Source organism: Flavobacterium sp. MDT1-60 (assembly GCF_014844035.1).
GTDB lineage: Bacteria > Bacteroidota > Bacteroidia > Flavobacteriales > Flavobacteriaceae > Flavobacterium.
In genome coordinates this window covers 3577664-3601172 of record NZ_CP062159.1, presented here as the reverse complement: position 1 = coordinate 3601172, position 23509 = coordinate 3577664, and the positions used below count along the sequence as shown (strand labels likewise).

Here is a 23509-nt window from a genome sequence, read left to right as displayed (position 1 = left end):
GTTGTTGAATTTGTGCTTGCAAGGTAATTTTTGAATTAAAATATAAATAGCCATGAGCAAAAACAGCCCGGAGGAAAGATTGAATAATCAGCAAGACAATAACAATAGTAATCAGGTAGTGTAGACCCCTGTAAATGCTGTTGCTTCTGAAATCCCGCCCGCAGAAATTAAAGAAACAGAAGTTCAGGATACTATGTCTGAAGATTTAAAAATCAATAAGGAAGAACTATCAAAAGAAATTTCTGAAGAAAAAGGAAAGTCAGAAAAGAATAAACTTAAAATCAATAAGATGAAGGAAAAAGAAAAAGAGAAGAAGCAGTCTGGAAAGAAAAAAGAAAAAGCTAAAAAGAACAAGAAAGATAAAAAGGCAAAATTAAAAGCAAAGGCAAAAAAGAAAGACAGGGCCCAAAAAGCAAAAAATAAAGCCAAAGCAAAGAAAATTGCAAAAAAGAAAGCGAAAAAATCTAAGTCAAAAAAAGGCAAGAAATAAGACTTAGCCTTTGCGTAAGCAAGGGCTTTTTATTGATATGCCAAATCTGTTTTAGATGAACCTGATTTTATCTATTAATTCTTTGTTACTAAAACAAAGTAAAACACCGGCGGTTTTTATTAAATTGTAAATAAAAAGACACTATCGACTTCATGTTTCCTGCACGTGGCATGAGCTGAAGTACTATGTTAAGTTTGTAACCGCGAGGATTATCGGGTTCGATATTTACCTATTTTTGTTTTGAAATGTATAATTGTAAACTACAACAACCAAATAAAAATGGAAATCTTAAGTTTTTTAAAGCCTAAAAAAAAGAAGCGCTTTGTTTCTGAAAATGATTTTATTACCAATCAGGATAAACAATTTCGACTTTCAATAGAATCACTTGTAGGACTGCGTGATGCTGGTGTTGAAGAGGAAGATGAATTAAAAATTGATTATTTCTTTTATACGGATACTTTGGAGAAATCCGAAAAACTGGAAGGGGAAATCCAAAAATTGGGTTACATAGTCAATCATGGATCTGCTTCCCATGATAAAAGCCTTTTTGTAATATCAGGCAGAACCACAGAAATGAAAATGATGCACGAAACACTGAAAGAATGGATTGGAGCAATGTGTGACCTGGGTTATAAATATGACTGCAGCTTTGATAGCTGGAGAATTGCCCCAGGATCGAAATAAAACTCTGAGTTTTTTCTGAAAACACTTCACTTATAAGAAGCTGTTTTTATTTTTACCAGGCATTGTTATAATAGTTTATGGCAAAAAAACACAAATCAGGGCTTATTTTAGTAAACTGAAGTGAGTTTAAAAATGTTAGCCCTGAAGATGTAAAGCATACAATCCATGTATAATGCAATTCATAAAAGACAGGTAATGAAAACAATCCAATGCAGAACAGATGATCTTACCCAATATACAGTTAACATTTCTCATATTATCTGTATGTTTCCATACGAAGAATCCCTGGGAACCTGGATTTGCCTAAGCTGCGTTACCAGGCTTAAAATACTGCTTTCCCTTGATGTTATGCTTAAAATGATCAAGCAGGCGAATGAAAAATAAGCCTTCTTTGTTCACGGCAGGCATTACAGATACAATTAATTACTATGTTTTTAGAAGAGGATATTGATATCTCCAAAATAGAATTGAAAAAATTGGTTAATTTTTTACCCTATCCCATTATCATCACCGAGAAATTGGGGGGAGAATATTTCTACTCTTTTTTCAATAAGAATTTCATAAAAAAAATGGGTTACCGTATTAGCGAAGTTCCTGCAAGAATGGATCTTTTAAAATTACTTTATCCTGATGATCATTACAGGAACGAAATTCTACAGGAATGGACTTCAAAAGAAAACAGGGTAAAGCAGGCAGGAAAAGGATTTATTAAAATCAAGGCTCATGTGACCTGCAGATCAGGAGAAAAAAAATGGTTTGAAATTAAGGGTTCCATTGTTAATAATCTGCAGATTGTAGCTTTTTTTAATATCAACAATGATGTTATCATGCAGGATAAACTGCGAAAAAAAAACCTGAACAATGACAGGATGCTCTCCATTCTGGGGCATGATCTGAGAAGCCCCATTGCCAATCTGATTTCTATTTCCTCCCTGGCGGAGCGTTCTGAAATTTCGCAGCAGGAATTTATTTCCATGATGCAGATTATTAAAGAGGAGTCACTTGAAGCGCTTCAATTGCTGGATACTACTTTTAATTGGCACGGCTGAATTTTAATACGATTCGGCATCAGGAAGTTTTGATCGATTTCAACGTGCTGATAGCAGATGTCCTGAAGATCTATAAATCAACCTGCGAGAATAAGAACATTACTCTCACTGTAGATGTTGATAAACTCAATAATATAAAAAATGATTTGGGAATTTTAACGGTTATTATAAGAAACCTGATTTCCAATGCGATCAAATTCACTTCAGAGGACGGATGCATCACCATTTCATCAAGCAAGAAAGAGCTGGTGATAGTGGATAATGGAATCGGGATGACACCCGAAATGCTCAATGCCATTTTGAATCAAAATTATTCCACACGCAGGGGCACAGCTAATGAAAAAGGAGCTGGAGTCGGCCTTCAGCTGGTTATGAATTTGGTAGAAAAAATCGACTGCGGGCTTTTTATATCCAGTGAAGTTTCAAAAGGCACGACAGTTCGGATTGTTTTTTGATTCCATCCAGAAACCTGTTTTTTTAATTTTGAGGCCGCATTTCATTAAGATCGAGTACAGAGAAGTGCAAGGTCTCCAAAAATGCTTTTGCATTTTTTTTTGCTTTTTTATTTATACCTTCAAAAAATATTTTTGCTGGTTGCTCATCTTGGAGCTCGGGTAAAGCCGGATTTGTCCGTAATGGGTTATAGAGGCGGATGATATGCGTTCCCGGCAGTAAGTCGGAAAGTATTTCACTGGAGGATTTCTCAGAAGGTACTGAAGCGAGTGATTCCAGGCAGAAAAAGGGATTGTTGGTGTGCAGTATTATTTTTCCCCTAACGTCAGGGAGTATTTGGGTCATCTGTTCGAGATTCTCACGGGGAACAAATAGTATAATAATTTCGGTCAGCGCTGCTTCTCCGATACTGACAAGTATTACATTGCTGCCAATTTTCTGAACGGACTCCCTTACGATATTGTTTCCTCGCGGATTGCTTACCAAAACTTGGTGTCCGGATGCAGCGGCCTTGTGTGCTAAATTTAAAGTAACGCTCCCGACTCCTAATGATTCCTATCTTCATAATTTCATATTTATTTCTAAGGCATGATAGGGGTCATGGATCAGAATTATTACTAATTAGGATAACAAAAACTTTAACGGTATAATTTAATTTTTTTTAGGGGAATGCAATCAGGTGTATTTACCTGTTTTTGTACTTTTTGTACATTGTGCAGTGATTAGGGTATTTTATAGAGGTAAGCTTACGATCTTGCAGCTTTCAGCCTGACTTTTTTAATAAGAAGAAGTGAATCCCTGATTAGCGATTTTATCTCTCCTGAGGGAACTTTTTCAGGCTGAGCACTGTTCTGCATCTCATGGTCGATATTCAGCTGGGCACTGAGCAGCTGGGTTTCAAAAGTTTTCAGTGTCTGGTTTTCCACTGTAGAGCTTTTTTTGTAGTAATAAATGGCATTGTGAATGTCTTCGATATGTCCTGTAAAATCGCGAACGGCTTTTTTGGAAAGCGCTCTGCTGTAGTATACGGAGAATTTTAAGGGATCATTTTCAATGGCCTTATCAAAATCTTCGATGGCATTGTCATGGCAGTCCAGTTTTTGCAGGCAGTTTCCCCTGAGTTCATAGGCATCGGTTTCAAAACCCAGATGGATGGCCTTATTGAGATGGGTCAGGGCATCGGAAATGCGGTTGGATAAAAAAAGATTTCTGCCTTTTTCCAGATTTTCGGCGCCGGGATCAATACCGGATTTGGAAAATCTTTCCTTAATTTTTTGTATCGTTATACTGGTAAACCATTTCATGTTTTTTAATTTTTGACTGGTTAGGCGATTAATGATAACGATTTGTTGAAGCTGGGATAATAAAAGTAGTTATTTTTTTATGAGTGGATTAGTTAAGGGCAATTATTTTATGTTTAGTAAGATAAAAATATTTGTATTCAAATGACTATTTTTCAATGCTTTATATGAATATTTAATATAAGTGATGCTAAAAAATGAACTTCATAATGCTTTAGCGTACATTAGAACCCGAAATGATTAATTTGGGTATTTAGACCTTTTCTGTTGTAGACCAGTATCACCTACGAACTACAGCTTAAGATCAATGATACTGAGGCTTTCGTAGACCTTTCAAAAAAAATCACCTATAGGTGACTCAGAAAAGTATTTCAAACATTCGAACCTAAATTCGGAAGACCTTGTATTTACTGCATTTCTAATTCTTCAAAAAATAAATGTGCCACGATTTTGCCACAAAACTAAAAGTGTAGATAATTGTGATTATAAGCAACTTGACTGCTTTAACTTTTTGTGACAAAAAGGTATCCACTCTATTCGATTTTGGAGTTTTTTTTAAACATTGTAATTAACTGTTGATACAACATAAATCCAGGACTTTAAATAATTCATTTATTGCATTAGTTAATAACGAATTAGCATTTTTATGCATTAGTTTCGGTACTACTTTTACATCAATTTGATAATAGAAGTAAATACAATGAGAACAACTTTTTTCATAAAAACATTTAATGAATTAACCAATAGCGAATTATACCAGATCTTACAGTTGAGAAGCGAAGTATTTGTTGTCGAGCAAAATTGTGTATTTCAGGACATCGACAATAAGGATCAGGAAAGTTATCACCATCTTTATTTGGTGGATGGCATTCTTGCAGGATACACCAGACTTCTGCCAGCGGGATTGTCTTATAACGAAATTTCAATTGGTCGTGTAGTCACGGCTCCAGCTTTTAGAGGCATAGGTTTGGGAAAGGAACTCATGCAAAAGTCTATTGAAGCTTGTGAAAAACTCTTTGAAGAAACCACTATACGTATAGGTGCGCAACGCCATTTGTCAAAATTTTACAATTCGATAGGGTTTGTGGAGAGTGGTGAACCTTATGATGAAGACGGCATATTACATATCGAAATGGTAAGGTAACTATTTTCTATAATAATTCAAGAATAGTACTGATCAGGGTATTTGGATCGTTTTTTCGCCAATTTACATACAGGTTTGCAGTGAAAGTAAGTGGAATAAATCGAACATTTTCATGATGATGAAGTCTGTAAGATTCAGGCAAAATGGAAATACCCAAACCATTTTTAATTAAAGAAATAATGGTAGATCCAAATTCGCAGGAAATATACGAATCAGGGTCAATTTGATAGTGTTTATAAACATCACTGATAATGCTGTCATAACTATTGCTGGAACCTGCATTGGTTGCAATGAATTTTTCTTCAGCAATACTTTTATGGGTAACATCATCAATTGTTATAAAGTGATGGTGGGTAGGAACAACTAAGCACAAGTTTTCAGAGCCAAGATTTTTTGAATCAATAGCAGGTGATTCATTTTTTTCACGGCTGAAGGCCAGATCAATTTTGTAGTTTTTCAATTGATCTTCCTGCTGTTCATAAGTTAGCTGCACCAGCTCAATTTTTAATTTAGGAAATACAGCTGCAATATTTTTAATAAAATCGGGTATGATCGAAGCAGAAATAGAGTCTGGGTGCGCTATACAAACAGAGCCCTGCTCGCCTAAATGAATTTGACGGGCATGTTTTTGAATAGCTTCAAACTGAATAAGTTCGGTGGTCCACTTTTCCTGTAAAAATGCGCCGGCAGCAGTAAGTTTGACATTGCGTTTGTTTCTAAAAAAAAGCTGCAACCCCAGTTCATTCTCCAGAGACATAATATGTCGGCTCAGGGCAGATTGGGTAATGTTCATTTTTTCGGCCGTTTTCCAAAAGTGAAGCTCTTTGGCAAGAGCCAGAAAATATTTCAATTGCTGTATATCCATGTCTGCAATTTAATAATAATATAAAACAATTATCAAAATGTTTTTTTCGAATATTTCAAATTATAACATGCAAAAGAAAAAATTATATCTTATCCTTTTAATACTCGGCACAGCATTTTGGGGTATTTCATTCTCAGTAACTAAGATTGGAGTAGCGGCAGGATCGCTATATGTTTTTCTGGTTTATAGATTAGCACTCGCTGCCGTTATTCTTTCTATATTCTTTGTTAAATTTTTTAAAAAGACTGATAGCAAAAGTATTATAGGAGGAATTATGCTCTCGCTCCCTTTGACCTTTGGGATAATTCTGCAGACAAAAGGTCTTGAATATCTGCCCGCATCTCAGTGTACATTTATCGCCGGAATATGTGTAATTCTGGTTCCTGTGCTCAAGTGGATGTTGTATAAAACTGTTTTTTCCGGTAAAATATGGATGGCCTCGCTTATTGCGCTGCTGGGTTTGGGAATAATTTCTATTTCCGACGGATTAAAAATAAATACGGGTACTATTTATGTCATTTTAGGAACAATTGGGTTTAGTGTCTATCTCATAATGGTCGAAAAACAAAAAGACAAACATGAAATAATAACTACAATCGTCCCGATGTTTGCTGCAAGCACTGTTATCTGTTTAATTCTGGCATTAACAGATAATGCACAAATCTGGTTAATTGATGACCCTAACTTCTGGACTGCTATTATGTACTGCGCCGTCTTTTCTACGGCTTATATGTACGCTGTGTCCATGATTTCACAAAACTATTTATCGGCCGAAAAAGTGGCTATAATTTATCTTTTTGAACCTGTATTTGGAGCATTTGCTGCATTTATTATATTGGATGAACCTTTGACATGGAAATTAATTCTGGGCGGAACCCTGATTTTAATTGCAACGTTATGGTCTGAAATCGATATTCCGGTCAAAAAGCTGGTAGAAGATATTTAATCATATAACATCATAAATACATGAACCAAACAGAAATAAAAATTCGTAAAGCCTTTGAGGCAGACAGTGAAAAAATGTGGGTATTGATGAAAGAACTGGCTGTATTTGAAAAATACATTGATGTTTTTGCGATTACTCCGGAGATAGTAAAAGAAAGTGGATTCAGAAAAAGTCCTGCGGATTTTTATTCTTTTGTGGCAGATGATAATGGACAAATTGCCGGTATGTTGGTTTACTATTACCTGCCTTATACTACTGTAAACAGGCCTTCTATTTACCTCAAGGAATTGTATGTTGATGCAGCGTATAGAGGACAAAAGATAGGAGAGCAGTTAATGAATGCCTTGCATGTAGAGGCTAAGTTAAATAATTGTGCGCAGATAAAATGGACTGTTGCACCCTGGAATTATGCAGGTAAAAAGTTTTATGAAAGGCTGGGAGCAAGTGAAAACAAAGATTGGCTGAATTATGAATGGAAAGTCTAGTTTAATAATTAAAAAAGGAACAAATGGAAAATTTTCAAATTAAGAAAGTAAGTATAAATGATATCGTTCAATTGCAGGAAATTGGCCGAAAAACATTTTTTGAAACCTTCTCTGAAAGTAATACAGAGGAGAATATGACTAAATATTTAGAAGAAGGCTTTTCGGTTGAAAAACTTTCTAAAGAAATAAGCGAAGAGAATTCCGAGTTTTATTTTGCAGCAATTGATAATGTTGTTGTGGGATATCTTAAAACAAACAGTGGACAGTCGCAAACAGAACTGCAGGACAATGAAGGACTTGAGATTGAAAGGATATATGTACTGAAAGAATATCATGGTAAAAGCGCAGGTCAGTTTTTATACGATCATGCGATCCAAATTGCTGAGACTAATAAATTAAATTTTGTATGGCTTGGCGTTTGGGAAGAGAATCACAGAGCAATCAGTTTCTATAAGAAGAATGGTTTTGTAGAATTTGATAAACATATTTTTGTCTTGGGAACAGATGAACAAACTGATATTATGATGAAAAAAAATCTCAAAAATCAATAGACATTTAGAAACACTTAATAGATAATTTACTACTATTGGAAATCATTTTATAGCCATAAAAAAAATACATATGAAACTTAATCTCTATCAAATTGATGCTTTTACAGATAAAATATTCGGGGGCAATCAAGCCTGTGTCGTACCTCTTGAAGAGTGGTTAAGCAACGAAATGTTGTTGAAGATAGCAAATGAAAATGCTGTTGCCGAAACGGCTTTCTTTGTAGATAAAGGCGGGAAAATACATTTACGCTGGTTTACACCAGAAATCGAAATGGATCTTTGCGGTCATGCGACCTTAGCCACTGCACACTGCTTAAAACAAATCCTCGGTCATAAAAGTGATAAAATTGTTTTTGAAACCTTAAGCGGAGACCTGACTGTTGAAGTAGAAAACGGTCTCTATAAAATGGATTTCCCTTCAAGAATGTCATTAAAGGCAAATCTTCCGGCAGTGATTGAAAATGCGATAAGTATTAAACCAAAAGAAGTATTTAAGTCTCGGGATTATGTTTTAGTTTATGATAACGAATCTCAAATTAGAAATATGACTATAGACAGGCAGATTTTTGATCAGATAAATCTTGATCCAGGCGGTGTAATTGTTACCGAAAAAGGAGATAACTGTGATTTTGTTTCCAGATTTTTTACACCTCAGGCATCTATTCTGGAAGATCCGGTCACTGGTTCTGCACACTGCTCCTTAATTCCTTTATGGGCAGCAAGACTAAGCAAAAAAGAGCTCTATACCCTTCAGGTATCTGAGCGGCTCGGTGAGCTTTTTTGCGAAGACAGAGGTGAACGGGTTACGATAAGTGGAAGAGCAAAAACCTATTCTATCGGAAATATATGGATTGAGTAAATACTGCTATAAAAACAGAAATATAATCGCGTTTTATTTTTACTAAAATATTTGAAATTATGATGGTGGATTTTTTAATATATTCGAACCTAAATCCGTTAACCCTTGATTTTGCTAAATTTCTGGTTTTCAAAAACACCATGTGCCACGATTTTACCACAAAATCGAAGCAGCAATTTTTTTAAACTTTTAAACCTAATTTTTGCATTTTAACTTGTTTAAAATGAATGCTATAATTTTTAATTGTTCGAATGAGTTCCCTGGAAAAATGATTTAGGTAGTGGCGACACCGGTATAGATTTAGCTGCTCTCAGTCAGGTATTAAATAGTATCAGATGTTTGTTTTATGGGAAGAGTTACTATAAATTCAGCTCCATTATCTTTTTCTCCCATTGCAGTGATTGTACCATGACAAGCTCACCGTTGTATTATAATAAGAAGGATAGATTATTGAAGTAACCCCCATCGCATAAGCATATTAATTATTAAAATAAAATAAAAAACTCAAATTCAGCTAGTTCTCATTTAATAAAGCTACCTTTGAGCAATTAAATACATTAAAATGCAAGAAGGTACAGTAAAATTTTTCAATGAAGAAAAAGGTTTCGGATTCATAACTCCAAATAATGGAGGGGACGAAGTTTTTGTTCATGCTTCAGGTCTATCAGAAAACATTCGTCAAAACGATGAAGTACGATATGACGTAGAAGAAGGCCGTAAAGGTCCAAACGCAGTAAACGTAGTCATAGCATAATCATACTATAACAGTTAGTTTATAAAGGCATCTGCTCAGGCATCTGCCTTTTTTTATTCTATTGGATAAAATTACTGTTAATCCTTAAAATTTGATTTTTTATCAGCAACATAAGCCTGCTGTTCTAAAAATGCTTTTTGTTTTTCTAATAACTTCACTTTTGCTTCCAGTTCCATTATTTTTTGTTCAGGAGATTTTTGCATAACAGAAGGAGTTTGATTATCCCAATCAAAGTTACCAAATTTTCGAAGCCGTTGGACGATTGTAGAACGGGATTGAATAGCATAATCTTTTCTAACCTGAGAAATTGAGGTTCTTCCTTGTTCTATTTCTTGAACAATTTGAAACTTAAAAGACATACTGTAATCTTTTTGTGTACGCTTCACATAACGTAATTCTTGATCTTTTTCCATAATGATACTTTTTGTGTATCGATATTTCAGGACAAGACACGAGATCTCGACAAAGTGGGTTCTAAGATAGTTAAAAGCAAAAAAAGCTCCAGATTTCTCTGAAGCTTTTTACTTTGTGGCGGGAAGCATTCAAATATCTAACCAATTTATGAATGATTTTAATAAAGTTGTCGCAACAATTTGACGTATTTTTTTAGATTGAATTATAAGTTTTATTAAAATCTATAGCCTGCAGTTATTCCAAATTTTGCAACAATAGTATGATCTGTTTTATCTGCATTGATTAATATACCGCCATAACCAACATTTGCTTCAAAAAGAAATCCGCTTTTACTGACCCATTTCCAGCCTCCGCCTGCACCGAGAGCAAAATTAATAACGTCGGGATTCTCGGTATATATTGAATGATCTTCTGAAGTGTATATTTTTTTGCCATCTGTTGAAGCCAGCATTCCAAATCCTTCAACAAACCAGCCTGATGCGTATTTTTTACCAAAATATCTTCTGTAATACGGAGATATTGAATAATTTAAATCTTTTTCATTCTTTTTATTGTCAAACACATAATAAAAAGAAAGCCCTAATGACGAATTATGATTTAAATGTCTTTCGTAACCAACCTGAAAAGATTGCCATAAAGGTGCAAGTGCATTTAATTTAATTTCATTATTTTTCTGATAAGGATCAGTTCCATTTTGAGCATTGACAGAATAAAAGGCAGACAAAATGATCAGTAGTAAAAAGTTTTTTTTCATAAAAATTAATTTGAATTATTTAAGTCCAAAATTCAGATAAGAAAAATTACAAAAGGTCTCAAAAGCTTAAAAATGGATAAATTAATACTTATTTACTGGTATTTTTAAACTCATTAGGTGTCTGGCCTGTATGTTTTTTAAAGGCTTTGTAAAAAGTTGCTTTTGAAGTAAAACCGGATTCCAGCCCCATTGCCAGCAAATTATAATTATCATAATCAGAATTGGAGATCATCTCTTTTACAGCTTCAACCCGATATTGATTAATGTAGTTGGCAAAGTTGTCTTCTGTTATTGTGTTTACAATTAGTGAAACATATCCTGCACTTATTCCCAGTTTTTCAGCAACTTTTTCTCTGTTTAATGTACTGTCAGTATAAATGTGCTGTTCTTTAAAAAGAAGTTCCAGTTTTTGGAAATAAGCATTATCTGCTGTGATAGATTCTCTATATTCTTCGACTCTTACATCTTCTAACATTTGAGTATTACTATATGAAATAGTTAAATCCTGGTTTATAAAATTATAGACAGCCGCTTTGTTTTTGGCAAGTTTGTATTTGTATATACCCATATAAGACGTCCAGTGAATTATGAATGTTGCAGCTAAAGCCAAAATGCTCATAGTGGCAGAAAGGTCAAATTGAATAAATAAGCTGGTTAGATAGATAATAAGAAAAGCAAATATCGATGAAGAAATGATTGTTAGTAAGGTAATGATCCATTTTTTTTCCTGAGGATCTTTTAAATGTCTTATCAAAAAATAAGAATAACAAAGAAGAAATGGAATAAATGTAACTGCTAGGATAAGATGAATTAGACCAAGTATTTTGAATATATAGATGTTTGACTCAGGAATAGTATAAATTCCTGCAACATGATCAAGGTCACGGGCAATATTAAGGATGGCAGAAAAAGCAAATGGAGTGAAATACAAATAGATTTTTTGCTTGCTTTTTGCAATTTTATCAATCCGGTTTATAATAAATAGGAATAGAAATGGCGGTAATAGAAATATCCACTCGATGTTATCAATAAAGTGTAGAAAAGGATGGGCGGTAAGCACATCTTCAATCTCAAAAACATGATTTAGTAAAATAATTGAAAGTGTAAATAGTAAGTAGGCTAGATATTTATTTGAATTACTATTGAATATAGAAGACTTTAAAATAATTAAGCCTAAGACGATTCCTTGAAAAATCGCAATATTTAAAAGTGTTGTATAAATCAATTTTTTTAAGATAAAAGTTATTTTTAGGATTTGCTTTTGAATATTATGGTATTTAGTTACTCTTCAAAACATAGCTAATTTCACACGAAATAGCAAAGCGAATTTATAGTAATGTAAATGATTTTCTTAACGGATTAAGAAATGATTAACTAAAGTTATTCATTAATTGTATAAAAAAACTTAAACAATTTTTTAAGATTCTGATTTGAGGAATAAACCAATTTTTGGCAGATGTTGAGCAGCAATTAAAAAATGAAAATAAAAGAGCGGTTAATGAGATTATACGCCAATTTCTAAATTATATTTTATAATTAGCCGTCGAAAATTAGTTTAGTATAATTTAGGAAAATGTTAATCTTTATTTTATGTCATTCAAGGTGTTCAAATCCTGTTAACTTATAGAGCGATAATCTTGAAATCATCTTGTTTTTCGTATAAAAATATGCTCTTTTGCATTTGTTTTTTGTTGTTATAGAAATTATAAAAAAACAAATGATTCGAAAGTATTTTATTTAATAGTATAAATAAAAAAATGGCACCAATTGTCTTCAATTGGCACCATTTGACTGTGGTGACAGGAACAGGACAAATTTCTAAAAAATTTATGGACGATTTGAAGAGATTGGCGTACTGGACGTAGAGGCTGTCTTTCATTGGCTTTACAAATTTGGTTTAGATGTCCTGTCGGGGATCTATAGGAACAATTCTCGAACCATTTTAAAATTGTCTTTAAAAAAATATCTAGTTTCAATGCCTTGACTGGACGAATTTCTATAATTTTTTTCAAAGATTAGAAGATCTTAATTTGGGGCAGTGGTTGTCAATTTGGTTAATATACCAAAAGATTGAAAATTATCATTTTTTAATTTTTCCTCACTATCTGAGAAGTAATTGGCTCTCCTCTCTCTGTAAAAACATCGTCGGCATAGTAGTTTTGAAATTGCATAGGGAGACCAACACCAGTTGTAAGAGATGAAGTTGTCTGCAGATGATAATGCAGATGTGGCCCTGTAGAATAACCGCTGTTTCCAGCCAGACCAACCTGCTGACCTCTCTGTACCGTATCTCCGACCGCTACTATTATAGAATTCTTTTTTAAATGAAGCATAAAGGAAAACTCCCCATTCAAATGATCAATAATAATATAATTACCTAACGATTGCTTACCGTTTTTAATTCCGGGAACATTATCCTCAATTGCGTTTTCCATCGCTATTATCTTTCCGTCTCCAGGCGCATTCAAACGTTTCCCAAAACAATAATAATCTTCATTTTTAGTTCCGTCTCCTGTATTCGCTCTTCTGTTTATTATATGAACAATGTCCAGTGCATATCTCTGGTGCCGGTTAGGCATAAAATGATGATTTAATTCCAGAGATTTCCCTCCTGCGACTATATACCAGTCGCCTTCAAAAGGCAATTCTAATACTGTTTTTGTCTTGTAATTTAAATAGATGTCTTCATCGTATTTTCCTTCATCACCCATAAGCATGTCTGCACAGGAGGTAAATAAAACCATAAAGATAATTGCAAAAAAGCATCCCAAAGATTTGATTTGTTTCATAATTAAAATTTATAGTTAATACCCAGATTTAATTGATGCTGCAGTTCTCTGTATGCACTTGGCACCTGAAGCCTCGCATAATTAAAATTATAGCCTGCTTTTACATCAAAATGATTAGAAAGCTTATAACCATACTCCAATTCCCATAAAACACTTTGATAGTTGTCTATGGTATAAAACTTACCTTCTGTGTTGGTAACTCTAAGTAACGCTACAGGAAGAGTTAATTTTGATGATAAATATTGTTTTTCACTAGATTGGTATCTAAATCTACCCGTTATTCCAAATTCCTGATGTAGCGTATAATAATCCTCATTATTAAAAGAAGAAGTGTTTGGATTGCTATAAATAGAAGTATTGGTCTGTGATTGAAGTCCTCCATATATAACAAATCGATCTTTATCATAAATCTTTTTGAGATAAGAAAAACCCAACCCGACTTTCGCAAAATCATTGTTGAGATTGGAAAGTTTATCGGTTTTTAGTTCAGATGAAAGATAATCAATCTTAATTTCAAATAGATTTTCTTTTTTACTAGTATGTGTGTAATTTAATTTATACACCGAGCCTTCATACTCATACATTGACACTGGCGCAAACTCGAGGTTTTTCAAATAGCCAAAATTATAGCCTGTCGAAAATTCCAGCTGGTTCTTTTTTTCGGTAGTTTGTGCTTGAACCGAGACTGCAGACAAAATCGCAGTCGTAAAAATGAGTCGATTTAATTTCATATATATTGCAATGATTAAGTTGATTATGATGGCAAACCTAAATGAAATAAAAACCGATAAAGTCCAAATATCTTAAGACTGGAGAAATCCGAACTTATTTATTGGTATTCCGAAAACTGTTTGGTGTCATACCTGTAGATTTTTTGAAGGCATTGTGAAATGTTGTCTTCGAAGTGAATCCAGATTCTAATCCTATTGCCAGTAAGCTGTAGTTTTCATAGTCTGAATCTAGAATCATTTCTTTCACGGCTTCGACCCGATAGTTATTTATATAATTGGCAAAGTTATCTCCCGTAATCACATTAATCAGTTGCGAAACATATCCTGCACTTATTCCTAGCTGTTCTGCTACTTTTTCTCTGTTTAGATTGCTGTTTTTATAAATTTGATGCTCTTCGCAAAGTATTTCCAGCCTCTTAAAATAAGGGTTTTCTTTTGTAAAGAGATCTAAACCATTTGCATCATTTCCTTTTTTAAGGATTACTTCTTCGACAGATATTTCATCTTCTGACAAAGTCTTTTTATTTAGCAGTTCTTCTATTCCTGCTTTATTGTCGGCCAGCCTGTATCTAAACACGCCATAATAAGCTGTGCAATGAATTAAAAATGTAGCAAACAATGCCAGAATCTGCATAACATACGAAAGATCATATTCAAAAAGCAAGCCTGTCAGAATAGCCACCATCCAGGAAAGCATTAATACATAAACCAAAAACCATAAAAAAGTGATCCATTTCTTTTCCTGTTTATCTTTTGAAAATTTAATAAATCCGAAGGTATAAACAGCCATAAAGGGCATAAATACCAGAACAAGATAAAAATCAAAACTTCCAATAGTTTCTATAATGTTTTTAAGAAAATGCGGAATTGTAAAAATATGCGCTACAGCATCGCAGTCATAAAAAACATTTGTAATGGCTGAATATAGAAACGGTGCATACAACCATCGAATCTTTTTCGAATTTCTGATGGGATGATTCAACTGATGTATAACAAACATAAAAATTAAAACAGGAAAGAGAAATGCCCATTCGACATCATCAAGAAAACGCAGAAAGGGTATACTGCTGTAAAGATCAATTATTTCAAAGACGAGGTTAGCAATAAGAATGGAAAGCGTAAATATTGCATAAGCCAAATATTTATTGGCTTTGCTCTTAAACAATGGTGATTTTAAGATAATTGCTCCTAAAACTATTCCTTGAAAAATTGCTGTGTTAAAAAATATTGTAAAGATCAATCTATATAGCTGTTGTTTAAATATACTGATGCCATAATGCTTCCAGTACAAAATTATTTTTAGTCTATTACCTGCATTTTATTTCACGAAACTAAACTTAATTCATTTCATTTTATGTTAAATGAAATACAATTAAAACTAAATAAAAAGACAATTAATAAGATCCAGAATTACAAATTATGAAGCCGCGATTCTTTCATTATTCTAGTTATAGAAAAACCAATTTTTTGCTTCAGTCGAGCAACAATTATATTTGAAAAAATGAGAGCAGGAAATTCAAATAATTATGAAATATTAAATCATTTAAAAATGAGATTTCATTTTCTGAAATTGAACAGTAACTAGAAAAAAATAGGATATTATAAAGTCATAGTTTCTCTTCATTCTTAGTGTTCGAATCCTGTTAAGTTATCGAACGATAAATCAACTATTTGTGTTATTTTTTATATAAATATATATACTGATGCAGTTGACTCTTAGTATTATTTTAGAGAAAGAAATAAAGGCAAAAAATGATTCAAAGTTATCGTATTTAGTAGAAGTAGTAAAAAAATGGCGCCAATTGTCTTCAATTGGCGCCATTTGGCTGTGGTGACCTCGACGGGACAAATTTCTATAAATTTTATGGACGATTTGAAGAAATTGGCTTATTTACAAGTTGATTTGTAAGATAATTATTTTAATTTTTTAATGGAAAGCGGTTTGTATGTATCGGAGGGGTTAATGTTAAAAAATTCGAAGTATAAGAATATTTTAATTCTGAAAATACATAATCATTTTAAATCATAATATGCAATTTAGTTTTTAAATATTGAATTCAAATGAGTATTTAGTAAAATTAAATAATATTTAAGAGATTATTCAGGTGAAAATTCGATGATCATATTTGCTAATTTATATTATAGATACAATATATTATTGCTGTTTCATAGAACTAAAAAATTGCTTTATTCCTGTCCAAAGTGCTTTATTATAGTGCTATCCGAATGACTTCGACTTTAAGTAATTTTTTAATGTTTATGGAGATCCAAACTTAATTCATGTCATCTCACGGAAGTTTTCCTAAATAAAATATTCAAAAGTTTTATTATTTCTCCAAAGTGTCTTTATGACCTGCTTGATAGGTAATTGTTATGATTTATGTTATTCTGCTTAATATAAAATCTCACATTTCTTAATTTAATATTTTAGTGTAAGTATCTTAAAAACAAGTATATATACGTGTGTTTATCTGGTCTTTTTCGGTTATTTTTGAAAGAATATAAAACGAAATAGAATTGCACCAATCTATATCAAAATGGTGGATATGCGAATAGTTGTATCGCTTATAAATAAGTTGCGCACAATTTTGACTGAGAAACAAAAATTCAAAACAAAAACAACAACAATATGGAAAATCCAAAAGATGTAACAGGAAAGTGGCTTTATAGAAGCTTTGTTAACAATACTAACCCAAATGAAGATCCGCAGTTATTCGGGCAGGGTGAGTTGGCTATTTTACCCTCAGACTTTGGTCATATCATTGGTGACTTTGATTTTGGGGAATGGGGCAAAGTGACAATAAAAGGAACTATACATTTCGGCAACCCTTTCCAACTGAGATTTCAGGGAAGAGGAGTAAAAGGAACTGGAGCTGAGGACTGGGTATATGACTACATTGGTTATTATATACCCAATTGGGTTGAAGGCGTAAATCAATTACCTGCAATCGTAGGAAGCGTGATAAGAACAGAACCGCACGGGCAGTCAAAAGCTGGGATTGTGGCTTCGTTTATTATGATCAAAATGAGTTAATCAAAACTAAAAATCAAATAAGAATGAAATTTATTCTCAAAATAAACGGAAGCGAAGATAAAAACGCAGAATTTGTGGGATGGACTCCTGTAAAGTGCACATTGACTGTTGATGGATACGGCGGAGATTTACCAATGCCCGTAACAATCACTCCTGAGCATATCAATAAAGCTGGTCGAATAGACCTATACCTGGATAATGCAACAAGTGCTACTCCTGTGAAGAAGATAGAACACGATTTTCAAAATGCTAACGAACTTACCTTCTATGTTGCAGGTAAATATGGCCACGCAAGTATCGCAGAAAGAATTGCAGGGAAAGTTGTAGGAAAAGATACTTTCATTTATGTAAAATCGAATAACTCGGATCTTGAATTGAAAAAAGAGATCATGGTTAGGGTACGGAAAAATGCTAATAAACTCGATCAAGAAGAAATGACCATGTTCTTGGAAGCATTTGTACGTCTATCGAAAGAAAATGCAAAGGATAATTACCCAGACCCAAATAATGAATTTACAAGAAAACCAAGTAAATTGTTAGATGAAATTGTATTGATGCATACACTGGATGCTTCGAATGAAATACACGGACGTACTTCTTTTCATCCTTGGCATAGAGCTTTCTTGTTGCATCTGGAGAGAGAATTACAAAGAATATATCCTGAAGTTGCCATACCATATTGGAAATTCGATGAGAAGGCAGATCGAGTATTTACTTCAACATTCATAGGAGAAACTAAAAACACAGAACTTCCTAATGCAACTGATCCAAGAATTGAAGAAGGCTTGGGTGAACAACTTGAGCCTGCATTCGATCAATTAAACCCAATGTTAACTTATTCGAAACATATTTTTTGGGGAGGAGCTCTAAAACGCGCTTATCGTAATCAGAATCCTGTTGATGGGAAATCACAATATGTTATAAGAACAGAGAAACAATTAATTTGTGAGGGAGAGGAAGGCTTACGTGATAGCTTTTCATTTTGGTCAAATTATGAAGAGCGTGGTTCTCACAATGGAGGCCATTTAACATTTACTGGGCATATAGTTAATGTTGGCAAAGATCCTGTAGATCCGCTTTTCTTTATGATGCATAGTAATGTCGATCGCTTATGGGCTTTATGGCAACAAGTGAATAACAGATTTAATGTCAATGAAATAGAAACTTATCCACATCCAGGAAAATACTCAGGGCTAAGAGGGCAAGATTGGGCAAAAGATAAAAAGTTAGAAGATGGGTTTTATTATGTAGGGGAAGATGATATTGGAAACTTTGCTGAAGATACTTTATGGCCTTGGGGATATGATTTCGAATTAAGCAGACCTATGAGAAAATGGGAAACAAAAGATTTAGGAGGTGATGAAAAAGGAAAAGTGCCACAGATAAATATTAAATTTCCTAATTCTCCTACTTCTAGATATCCTTATCCTTATGATGCACTAACAGTAAGGAGTACAATAGACTATCAAGGTAAACTTAGTAAAAATAACGAAGCACATCAAGGGTTTGACTATGATGATATACCGTACTTTGACTCTAACAAAAAACCATATGTATGTGATGTGCCAGAGTTTGATAGGAAAGAACTTGTAGATAAATTCTTTAACGAAAAACTTGCAACTAAGGAAAGATTAAAAGCTGCAGACGAGATATTTCTATTTGGTGATGTGGAGCAATCTAAGGTAATAGAGATATTGAATAACAAGAATGAAGAAACAGAAATTAGGCTTAAGTCGCTAATTCAAGTGGATGATTCCCAAATAGATTTCTTAGATTCTGCTCTTGAGATTATTGCTGATAAATCTGAACCCATCGAAATTAGATCTGAACTTATACATAAACTAGTTGGCTCAAAAAGATCAAATAGGGCATTTTCCTCTAGACGGTCTAAATTTTTTAATATCCTCAGAGGCTTAATTAAGGACGAAAATCAACAGTTAAGATTTCAAGCCATTGAAATTCTAGCCGCACATGAGGATGAAATTGTTCAGGAGTTCCTGATTGAAGAACTGAAAAAAGAGCGTAGTGAGTTCATCTCTAAACCAGATGCTATTTTCTTTCTGAGAGAAAGTCCAAAACCTCAGCACGTAGCGTTATTTCGAGATGTTTTTGAAAAAAGTGAAGATTTAAAAGTGAGAAAAGCAGCAATAGAAGGTCTGGGAGATGATCCCCATTCTATTGAATTACTTAAGAAGGTTGTGACTGATGTTGATGAGAAATTTAAAGTTAGGGAAGCAGGAGCTCTTTCTCTTCACCATCTGGATAAAAAAGCTATGAATGATTTGGCTGCTGAAATTATTGCTAAACCAGAACCGGGTGAAGGGATCAAGTTATTTAGAAGTCTTAGCCCGGATCCGGACGAAGTGGACTTCAAAGCAGGATTGCTTAATATGCTGACATTTACCGGAGACCCCAAAAAACTCAAAGAAAACGAAGGATTAAAATCTTCATTAATGGAAGTTATGGACTCTGGTACTCAAAACAAGGCAAACTTTCGCAGTAACATGGAATTGTTTGGTACGGCATCTATCAATGAGCAAACGATTATTGAAAAACTAGCTGCAGAACTAATGGACAGACTTGAAAGCAACGATAATGATTAAGCCAAGCCTTACAAAAGATAGTACTGAAGAGGAAATCGGAAAAGTACTGGACAGAATTCGTAAATGCGAATTATCCAGAAATCTTTTAATAGAACTTCTTTCAGAGCGACATAACATTTATGTAGAACGTCCCAGCTATCAGATGAACCGAATCAAAGGGTATACCCTTGCCTCTTTTTTAGAGGTGGGGCTGCCTGATTCAGCCATGAATTTTGTTTTAGATGAGTTGCAAAACGGAAGAAATGCCTATATAGTCGGGGCAGCGGCCAGAGGGTTACGTGGTGCCACGCAGCTCAAAGCTCGGTATGTAAGTTTTTTGATTCAAGCCATTTACAATCTTAAGTACCATGATGATAGTTTTGATTTGACTGTGTTTAAGCCTGAGTGGCCCTTACAAAAACCTTCGACTGCGCGTCTGGAAATTCTCAGTACGCTTCAATGGCTTAGAGGTTATGCTAAAGGAGCAGTACCCGAACTCAGGTCATTTCTGAATAATTTAGAAGACTTTACTCCTGAGATGCGTGTTGAGATACTAAAAACTATCCAAGCAATTGAGGAAGACGAAAGAGAACTTGATCTTAGTTGTTGTGAAGTTGAAGGTAAAAGTACTTTCAATATCTCTTGGTTATGGAAAGGTATGCGTAACATCAGAAATATTGGAAACCTAAGAGTTCAAAACGAAGATGGATTAATACAACCACTTGAGGATATTATTGCTCAAAAACCAACGGTTGTGGCATTCTTTTATACAAGGTGTATGAACCCTAATAAGTGTACATTAACCATTAACAAAATCGGTTGGCTGCAAAATGAATTAGTGAAAAGGGGACTTGAGTATAAGGTAAATCTTCTTGCATTCACTTATGATCCAAACTATGACACTCCTTCAAAAATGCGAGTATTTGGAGAGAACAGAGGAATAAGATTTGGTTCAAATACTCATGTTTTAAGAACTCGTCCGGAAGAGTTTGGTGTAATCTCTGATTTTTTTCAACTTGGGGTCAATCATGTAGCTTCAACGGTCAATCAGCATAGACTTGAAGTATTCATTCTGAATCAACATGGTAGTATTGAAACAACCTATACAAGATTACAATGGGAAGTGGAAAATGTGGTTTCAGATCTAATAAAATTGGTAGAATCATCATTAAAGCGAAGATGGGGCACAAAAATTCTAAATACCACTCAACAAGTGGTTTTTCCTGTTATAGTTGTTTTCTTTCCAAAATGCCCCTTTTGTTGGGCTGCTTACCTAAGCGTATTTGGAATTTCAGGGCTCCAGAGTATTCCATATAGCCCTTGGTTGCTGCCTATAATTTTCAGTGTAATGGTGTTTAACCTAGTATTGCTTTACAGGAAGGCCAAAGTACGAAATGGACTATTCCCTTTTTGGATTAGTTTGATGGGAACTTTGCTAGTGGGCGTTGGATATAGTATGACAAATAAGCCAACTTCCTTTTTAGGTATAGGTTTGATATTAATTGGAGCAGTCTTAAATAGCCTGTCATTTAATCACTGGAGCAAAGTTGCCTATTTTAGTGATTCATTTTTTACAAGACTTATGGGAGGATTTTCGCTAAAATTAAATAAACAAAAAACTGTGTACAACAAGGTATTGCCAAAAGGGGAGCTGAACGGAAAAGAGAAAAAAATCCTATATCCTTAACGGGACTTCGAACCATCGTTCAGCTCCGATTAAATCTCAAACAAAGCCAATTTTAGAATGTTTATTTCAAACAGACTAAGGATTTCTTGTGGAAAATTCGAACCATAAAATATTAGGCTGTGAAGGCTTGAAAAATCTACATATTTGTGCATAAAAAAAGAGACAACTATTTGCTAGTTGTCTCCTTAAGTGACTTACTGAACAATTTACAAACCATTTTATGAACGATTTAAAGAAATTAGCCTATTTTCAAGTAAATTTGTAGGATAATTATTTATTTATTTTATTTATAAGTGGTTTGTATGTATCGTAAGGGTTAATGTTAAAAACGTTAAATCGAATGTTATTCATTTTAAGAACAGAATTTAAAAAGAAAATTTTCATTGAATTACGTATATATTAGTCTAAATTCAGAAGTAAATTTAAATTAATATTTTTAGAATATTTACATCATAATTTAATGTGGAGAAAAAGAGGGGCTCCTGAACCTTTATATTTTTCCCAATAATGATGGGCTTTCACAGACTAAACTAAGAAAAGGGTCGCCAATAGGGTAATTCTCAAAATTTTATATTTATTAGTAAAAATAATGTATTATTACTAATTTAATTCAAGAGCGCCTTAATGAATCATTATATTTTATGCACTCGTTACCCATACGTCGGATCATCAGTCTTCTGCAAACTAATCTGATCTCCTCCTTATTTCAGATGTCCGTAGATTATTATAAGAAAAGTATCAATTGCGTTTGCGGTCATTAATAAATTAAAATCTAAATTGATTTTGCTAACTTATTGAGAGCTATGAAAATATAGTAAGCTATTACGCCGTTTTTTTTTAGTATTTTGCTAAATTTACTCACCAAGTTAATTTTAGCTCACATGAATCGAGTAAGTAAAAATATGAAACCGGAGATAACCACTTTAAGAAAGTTCAGAGATATGATCGCATATATGAACTTACCCGTCTTCTCTTATATTGATAACGACGATTTTGCTATTATAAAAATTCATGAGATGGGATTAAAAATGCCCTATATTACCCCCACCTTTAGACCGGATTTTTATACTTTAATAATTGTAAGTGAAGGAAAAGGTACATTTATGGCAGGTGATCATGTGTTTGAACTTGGTCCTCAGCATGTGTTTATGAAATATCCTGATAGTTATTTATCCAGTGGTTGGACAGAATCGCCGGTTGGATATAACATTTCTTTTACGGAAGAGTTTCTAACTAAATACTTTCCTGATGGACTTGATGAAATTCCTGTAAAGGACATAACAAACGCATTTAATTACGGACTCAGCGATGATGATTATAAACCGTTTGATGACATTTGCGCGGAAATATATAATGAAGCTATTTCTTCTTCAAATAATAGATACGAAATGATCGCAAATCTTCTTATTCATTTTTTGTTACTAGTCCAACAACATCAAAATAAGATTAAATTAGAGATTCAAAATGAAAAAAATGCCCTTATCCTGGCATCATTCTTTAAAAATGTTGATCAGAATTTCAACATGCTCTTATCTGGTGAGAGTGCAACCGTTCTTCGTACAAAAGAACATTCTAAATTGTTAAATGTTAATGATTCTTTTCTCTCAAAAGTAATTAGTAAAACCTCAGGCAGAACAATCAATCAATGGATAAACGACAGACTCATTGATGAAATCAGCTATTTATTAAAAAATACTCATAGACCAATTCCTGAAATTGCACAAATGTTTGCTTTTACCGATCTTGGATATTTTTACACATTTTTTAAAAGGAATACTAAAACTACTCCAAGTTCAGTAAGAAATGATTTTAACGCTTTGGATTCTGATCGCACTCATGTGTATCGCGGCGAGATTGTAAAAATAAGGCCGAACTGGTAATCTACAGGCTGAATTAGGTAATTTTCATTTTCAAAAACTTTGAATATTTGATATCTT

General features: G+C 33.6%; 23 protein-coding genes and 1 pseudogene. 15 read left to right on the top strand and 9 right to left on the bottom strand.

Annotated elements, in window-relative coordinates:
- Nucleotides 1–193 precede the first annotated feature (193 nt).
- From IHE43_RS15120 to IHE43_RS15100, 5 genes are all read left to right on the top strand, one after another.
- Nucleotides 194–490: a hypothetical protein gene (locus IHE43_RS15120; protein WP_192184663.1), complete on the top strand. Its 297-nt coding sequence runs from the start codon at nucleotides 194–196 to the stop codon at nucleotides 488–490.
- Between the two features lie 279 nt (nucleotides 491–769).
- A complete protein-coding gene (locus tag IHE43_RS15115) occupies nucleotides 770–1174 on the top strand; it encodes a ribonuclease E inhibitor RraB (protein ID WP_192184662.1) in 405 nt (134 codons plus the stop codon).
- Between the two features lie 195 nt (nucleotides 1175–1369).
- Nucleotides 1370–1558 (top strand): hypothetical protein, encoded by a 189-nt coding sequence (locus IHE43_RS15110; RefSeq protein ID WP_192184661.1) that lies wholly within the window; start codon nucleotides 1370–1372, stop codon nucleotides 1556–1558.
- 44 nt (nucleotides 1559–1602) lie between these two features.
- Nucleotides 1603–2223 (top strand): hypothetical protein, encoded by a 621-nt coding sequence (locus tag IHE43_RS15105; RefSeq protein ID WP_192184660.1) that lies wholly within the window; start codon nucleotides 1603–1605, stop codon nucleotides 2221–2223.
- Between the two features lie 44 nt (nucleotides 2224–2267).
- Nucleotides 2268–2678: a HAMP domain-containing sensor histidine kinase gene (locus tag IHE43_RS15100; protein ID WP_192184659.1), complete on the top strand. Its 411-nt coding sequence runs from the start codon at nucleotides 2268–2270 to the stop codon at nucleotides 2676–2678.
- A gap of 22 nt (nucleotides 2679–2700) precedes the next feature.
- Here IHE43_RS15100 and IHE43_RS15095 read toward each other — a convergent pair.
- Both IHE43_RS15095 and IHE43_RS15090 read right to left on the bottom strand, forming a co-directional pair.
- Nucleotides 2701–3213 (bottom strand): annotated as a pseudogene (locus IHE43_RS15095) (NAD(P)-binding domain-containing protein); the annotation flags it as partial.
- Nucleotides 3214–3422: 209 nt separating this feature from the next.
- Nucleotides 3423–3980 (bottom strand): tetratricopeptide repeat protein, encoded by a 558-nt coding sequence (locus tag IHE43_RS15090; RefSeq protein WP_192184658.1) that lies wholly within the window; start codon nucleotides 3978–3980, stop codon nucleotides 3423–3425.
- A 697-nt stretch (nucleotides 3981–4677) separates the two neighbouring features.
- Between IHE43_RS15090 and IHE43_RS15085 the strand changes: the two genes are divergently transcribed.
- Entirely contained in the window at nucleotides 4678–5121 is a 444-nt protein-coding gene (locus IHE43_RS15085; RefSeq protein ID WP_192184657.1) for a GNAT family N-acetyltransferase, read from the top strand.
- Between the two features lie 7 nt (nucleotides 5122–5128).
- On the opposite strand, the gene IHE43_RS15080 is transcribed toward IHE43_RS15085, so the two are convergent.
- Nucleotides 5129–5986, bottom strand: a complete 858-nt coding sequence (locus tag IHE43_RS15080) for a LysR family transcriptional regulator (protein WP_192184656.1) — start codon at nucleotides 5984–5986, stop codon at nucleotides 5129–5131.
- Between the two features lie 67 nt (nucleotides 5987–6053).
- On the opposite strand from IHE43_RS15080, the gene IHE43_RS15075 reads away from it, so the two are divergent.
- The 5 genes from IHE43_RS15075 (at nucleotide 6054) to IHE43_RS15055 (ending at nucleotide 9581) form a co-directional block, all read left to right on the top strand.
- Nucleotides 6054–6932, top strand: coding sequence for a DMT family transporter (locus IHE43_RS15075; protein WP_192184655.1), 879 nt, complete (start codon nucleotides 6054–6056; stop codon nucleotides 6930–6932).
- Nucleotides 6933–6952: 20 nt separating this feature from the next.
- The gene (locus IHE43_RS15070; RefSeq protein ID WP_192184654.1) at nucleotides 6953–7417 is read left to right on the top strand and encodes a GNAT family N-acetyltransferase; all 465 of its coding nucleotides are present in this window, start codon (nucleotides 6953–6955) and stop codon (nucleotides 7415–7417) included.
- Nucleotides 7418–7440: 23 nt separating this feature from the next.
- A complete protein-coding gene (locus IHE43_RS15065) occupies nucleotides 7441–7968 on the top strand; it encodes a GNAT family N-acetyltransferase (protein WP_192184653.1) in 528 nt (175 codons plus the stop codon).
- A gap of 70 nt (nucleotides 7969–8038) precedes the next feature.
- Complete coding sequence (locus IHE43_RS15060; RefSeq protein WP_192184652.1) at nucleotides 8039–8827, top strand: PhzF family phenazine biosynthesis protein; 789 nt, start codon at nucleotides 8039–8041, stop codon at nucleotides 8825–8827.
- A 562-nt stretch (nucleotides 8828–9389) separates the two neighbouring features.
- A complete protein-coding gene (locus IHE43_RS15055; RefSeq protein ID WP_192184651.1) occupies nucleotides 9390–9581 on the top strand; it encodes a cold-shock protein in 192 nt (63 codons plus the stop codon).
- Nucleotides 9582–9658: 77 nt separating this feature from the next.
- Here the strand turns inward: IHE43_RS15055 and IHE43_RS15050 are convergent, their stop codons facing one another.
- From IHE43_RS15050 to IHE43_RS15025, 6 genes are all read right to left on the bottom strand, one after another.
- Entirely contained in the window at nucleotides 9659–9994 is a 336-nt protein-coding gene (locus tag IHE43_RS15050; protein ID WP_192184650.1) for a transposase, read from the bottom strand.
- A 215-nt stretch (nucleotides 9995–10209) separates the two neighbouring features.
- Nucleotides 10210–10749, bottom strand: coding sequence for a DUF3575 domain-containing protein (locus IHE43_RS15045; protein ID WP_192184649.1), 540 nt, complete (start codon nucleotides 10747–10749; stop codon nucleotides 10210–10212).
- 88 nt (nucleotides 10750–10837) lie between these two features.
- Nucleotides 10838–11974, bottom strand: a complete 1137-nt coding sequence (locus IHE43_RS15040; protein ID WP_192184648.1) for an AraC family transcriptional regulator — start codon at nucleotides 11972–11974, stop codon at nucleotides 10838–10840.
- An 862-nt stretch (nucleotides 11975–12836) separates the two neighbouring features.
- The gene (locus IHE43_RS15035; RefSeq protein WP_192184647.1) at nucleotides 12837–13538 is read right to left on the bottom strand and encodes a M23 family metallopeptidase; all 702 of its coding nucleotides are present in this window, start codon (nucleotides 13536–13538) and stop codon (nucleotides 12837–12839) included.
- Nucleotides 13539–13540: 2 nt separating this feature from the next.
- On the bottom strand, nucleotides 13541–14269 hold the full coding sequence (locus IHE43_RS15030; RefSeq protein ID WP_192184646.1) for a hypothetical protein: 729 nt from the start codon (nucleotides 14267–14269) through the stop codon (nucleotides 13541–13543).
- A gap of 94 nt (nucleotides 14270–14363) precedes the next feature.
- On the bottom strand, nucleotides 14364–15434 hold the full coding sequence (locus tag IHE43_RS15025; RefSeq protein WP_225585131.1) for an AraC family transcriptional regulator: 1071 nt from the start codon (nucleotides 15432–15434) through the stop codon (nucleotides 14364–14366).
- Nucleotides 15435–16898: 1464 nt separating this feature from the next.
- On the opposite strand from IHE43_RS15025, the gene IHE43_RS15020 reads away from it, so the two are divergent.
- The 4 genes from IHE43_RS15020 to IHE43_RS15005 all read left to right on the top strand — a co-directional run bounded on the left by IHE43_RS15020 (nucleotide 16899) and on the right by IHE43_RS15005 (nucleotide 23452).
- Nucleotides 16899–17303, top strand: coding sequence for a hypothetical protein (locus IHE43_RS15020; RefSeq protein ID WP_192184644.1), 405 nt, complete (start codon nucleotides 16899–16901; stop codon nucleotides 17301–17303).
- A gap of 23 nt (nucleotides 17304–17326) precedes the next feature.
- Complete coding sequence (locus IHE43_RS15015; protein ID WP_192184643.1) at nucleotides 17327–19906, top strand: tyrosinase family protein; 2580 nt, start codon at nucleotides 17327–17329, stop codon at nucleotides 19904–19906.
- Complete coding sequence (locus IHE43_RS15010) at nucleotides 19899–21572, top strand: SCO family protein (protein ID WP_192184642.1); 1674 nt, start codon at nucleotides 19899–19901, stop codon at nucleotides 21570–21572. The genes IHE43_RS15015 and IHE43_RS15010 overlap by 8 nt, the downstream gene beginning before the upstream one ends.
- A gap of 902 nt (nucleotides 21573–22474) precedes the next feature.
- Nucleotides 22475–23452 (top strand): AraC family transcriptional regulator, encoded by a 978-nt coding sequence (locus IHE43_RS15005; protein ID WP_192184641.1) that lies wholly within the window; start codon nucleotides 22475–22477, stop codon nucleotides 23450–23452.
- The last annotated feature ends 57 nt before the right edge of the window (nucleotides 23453–23509 follow it).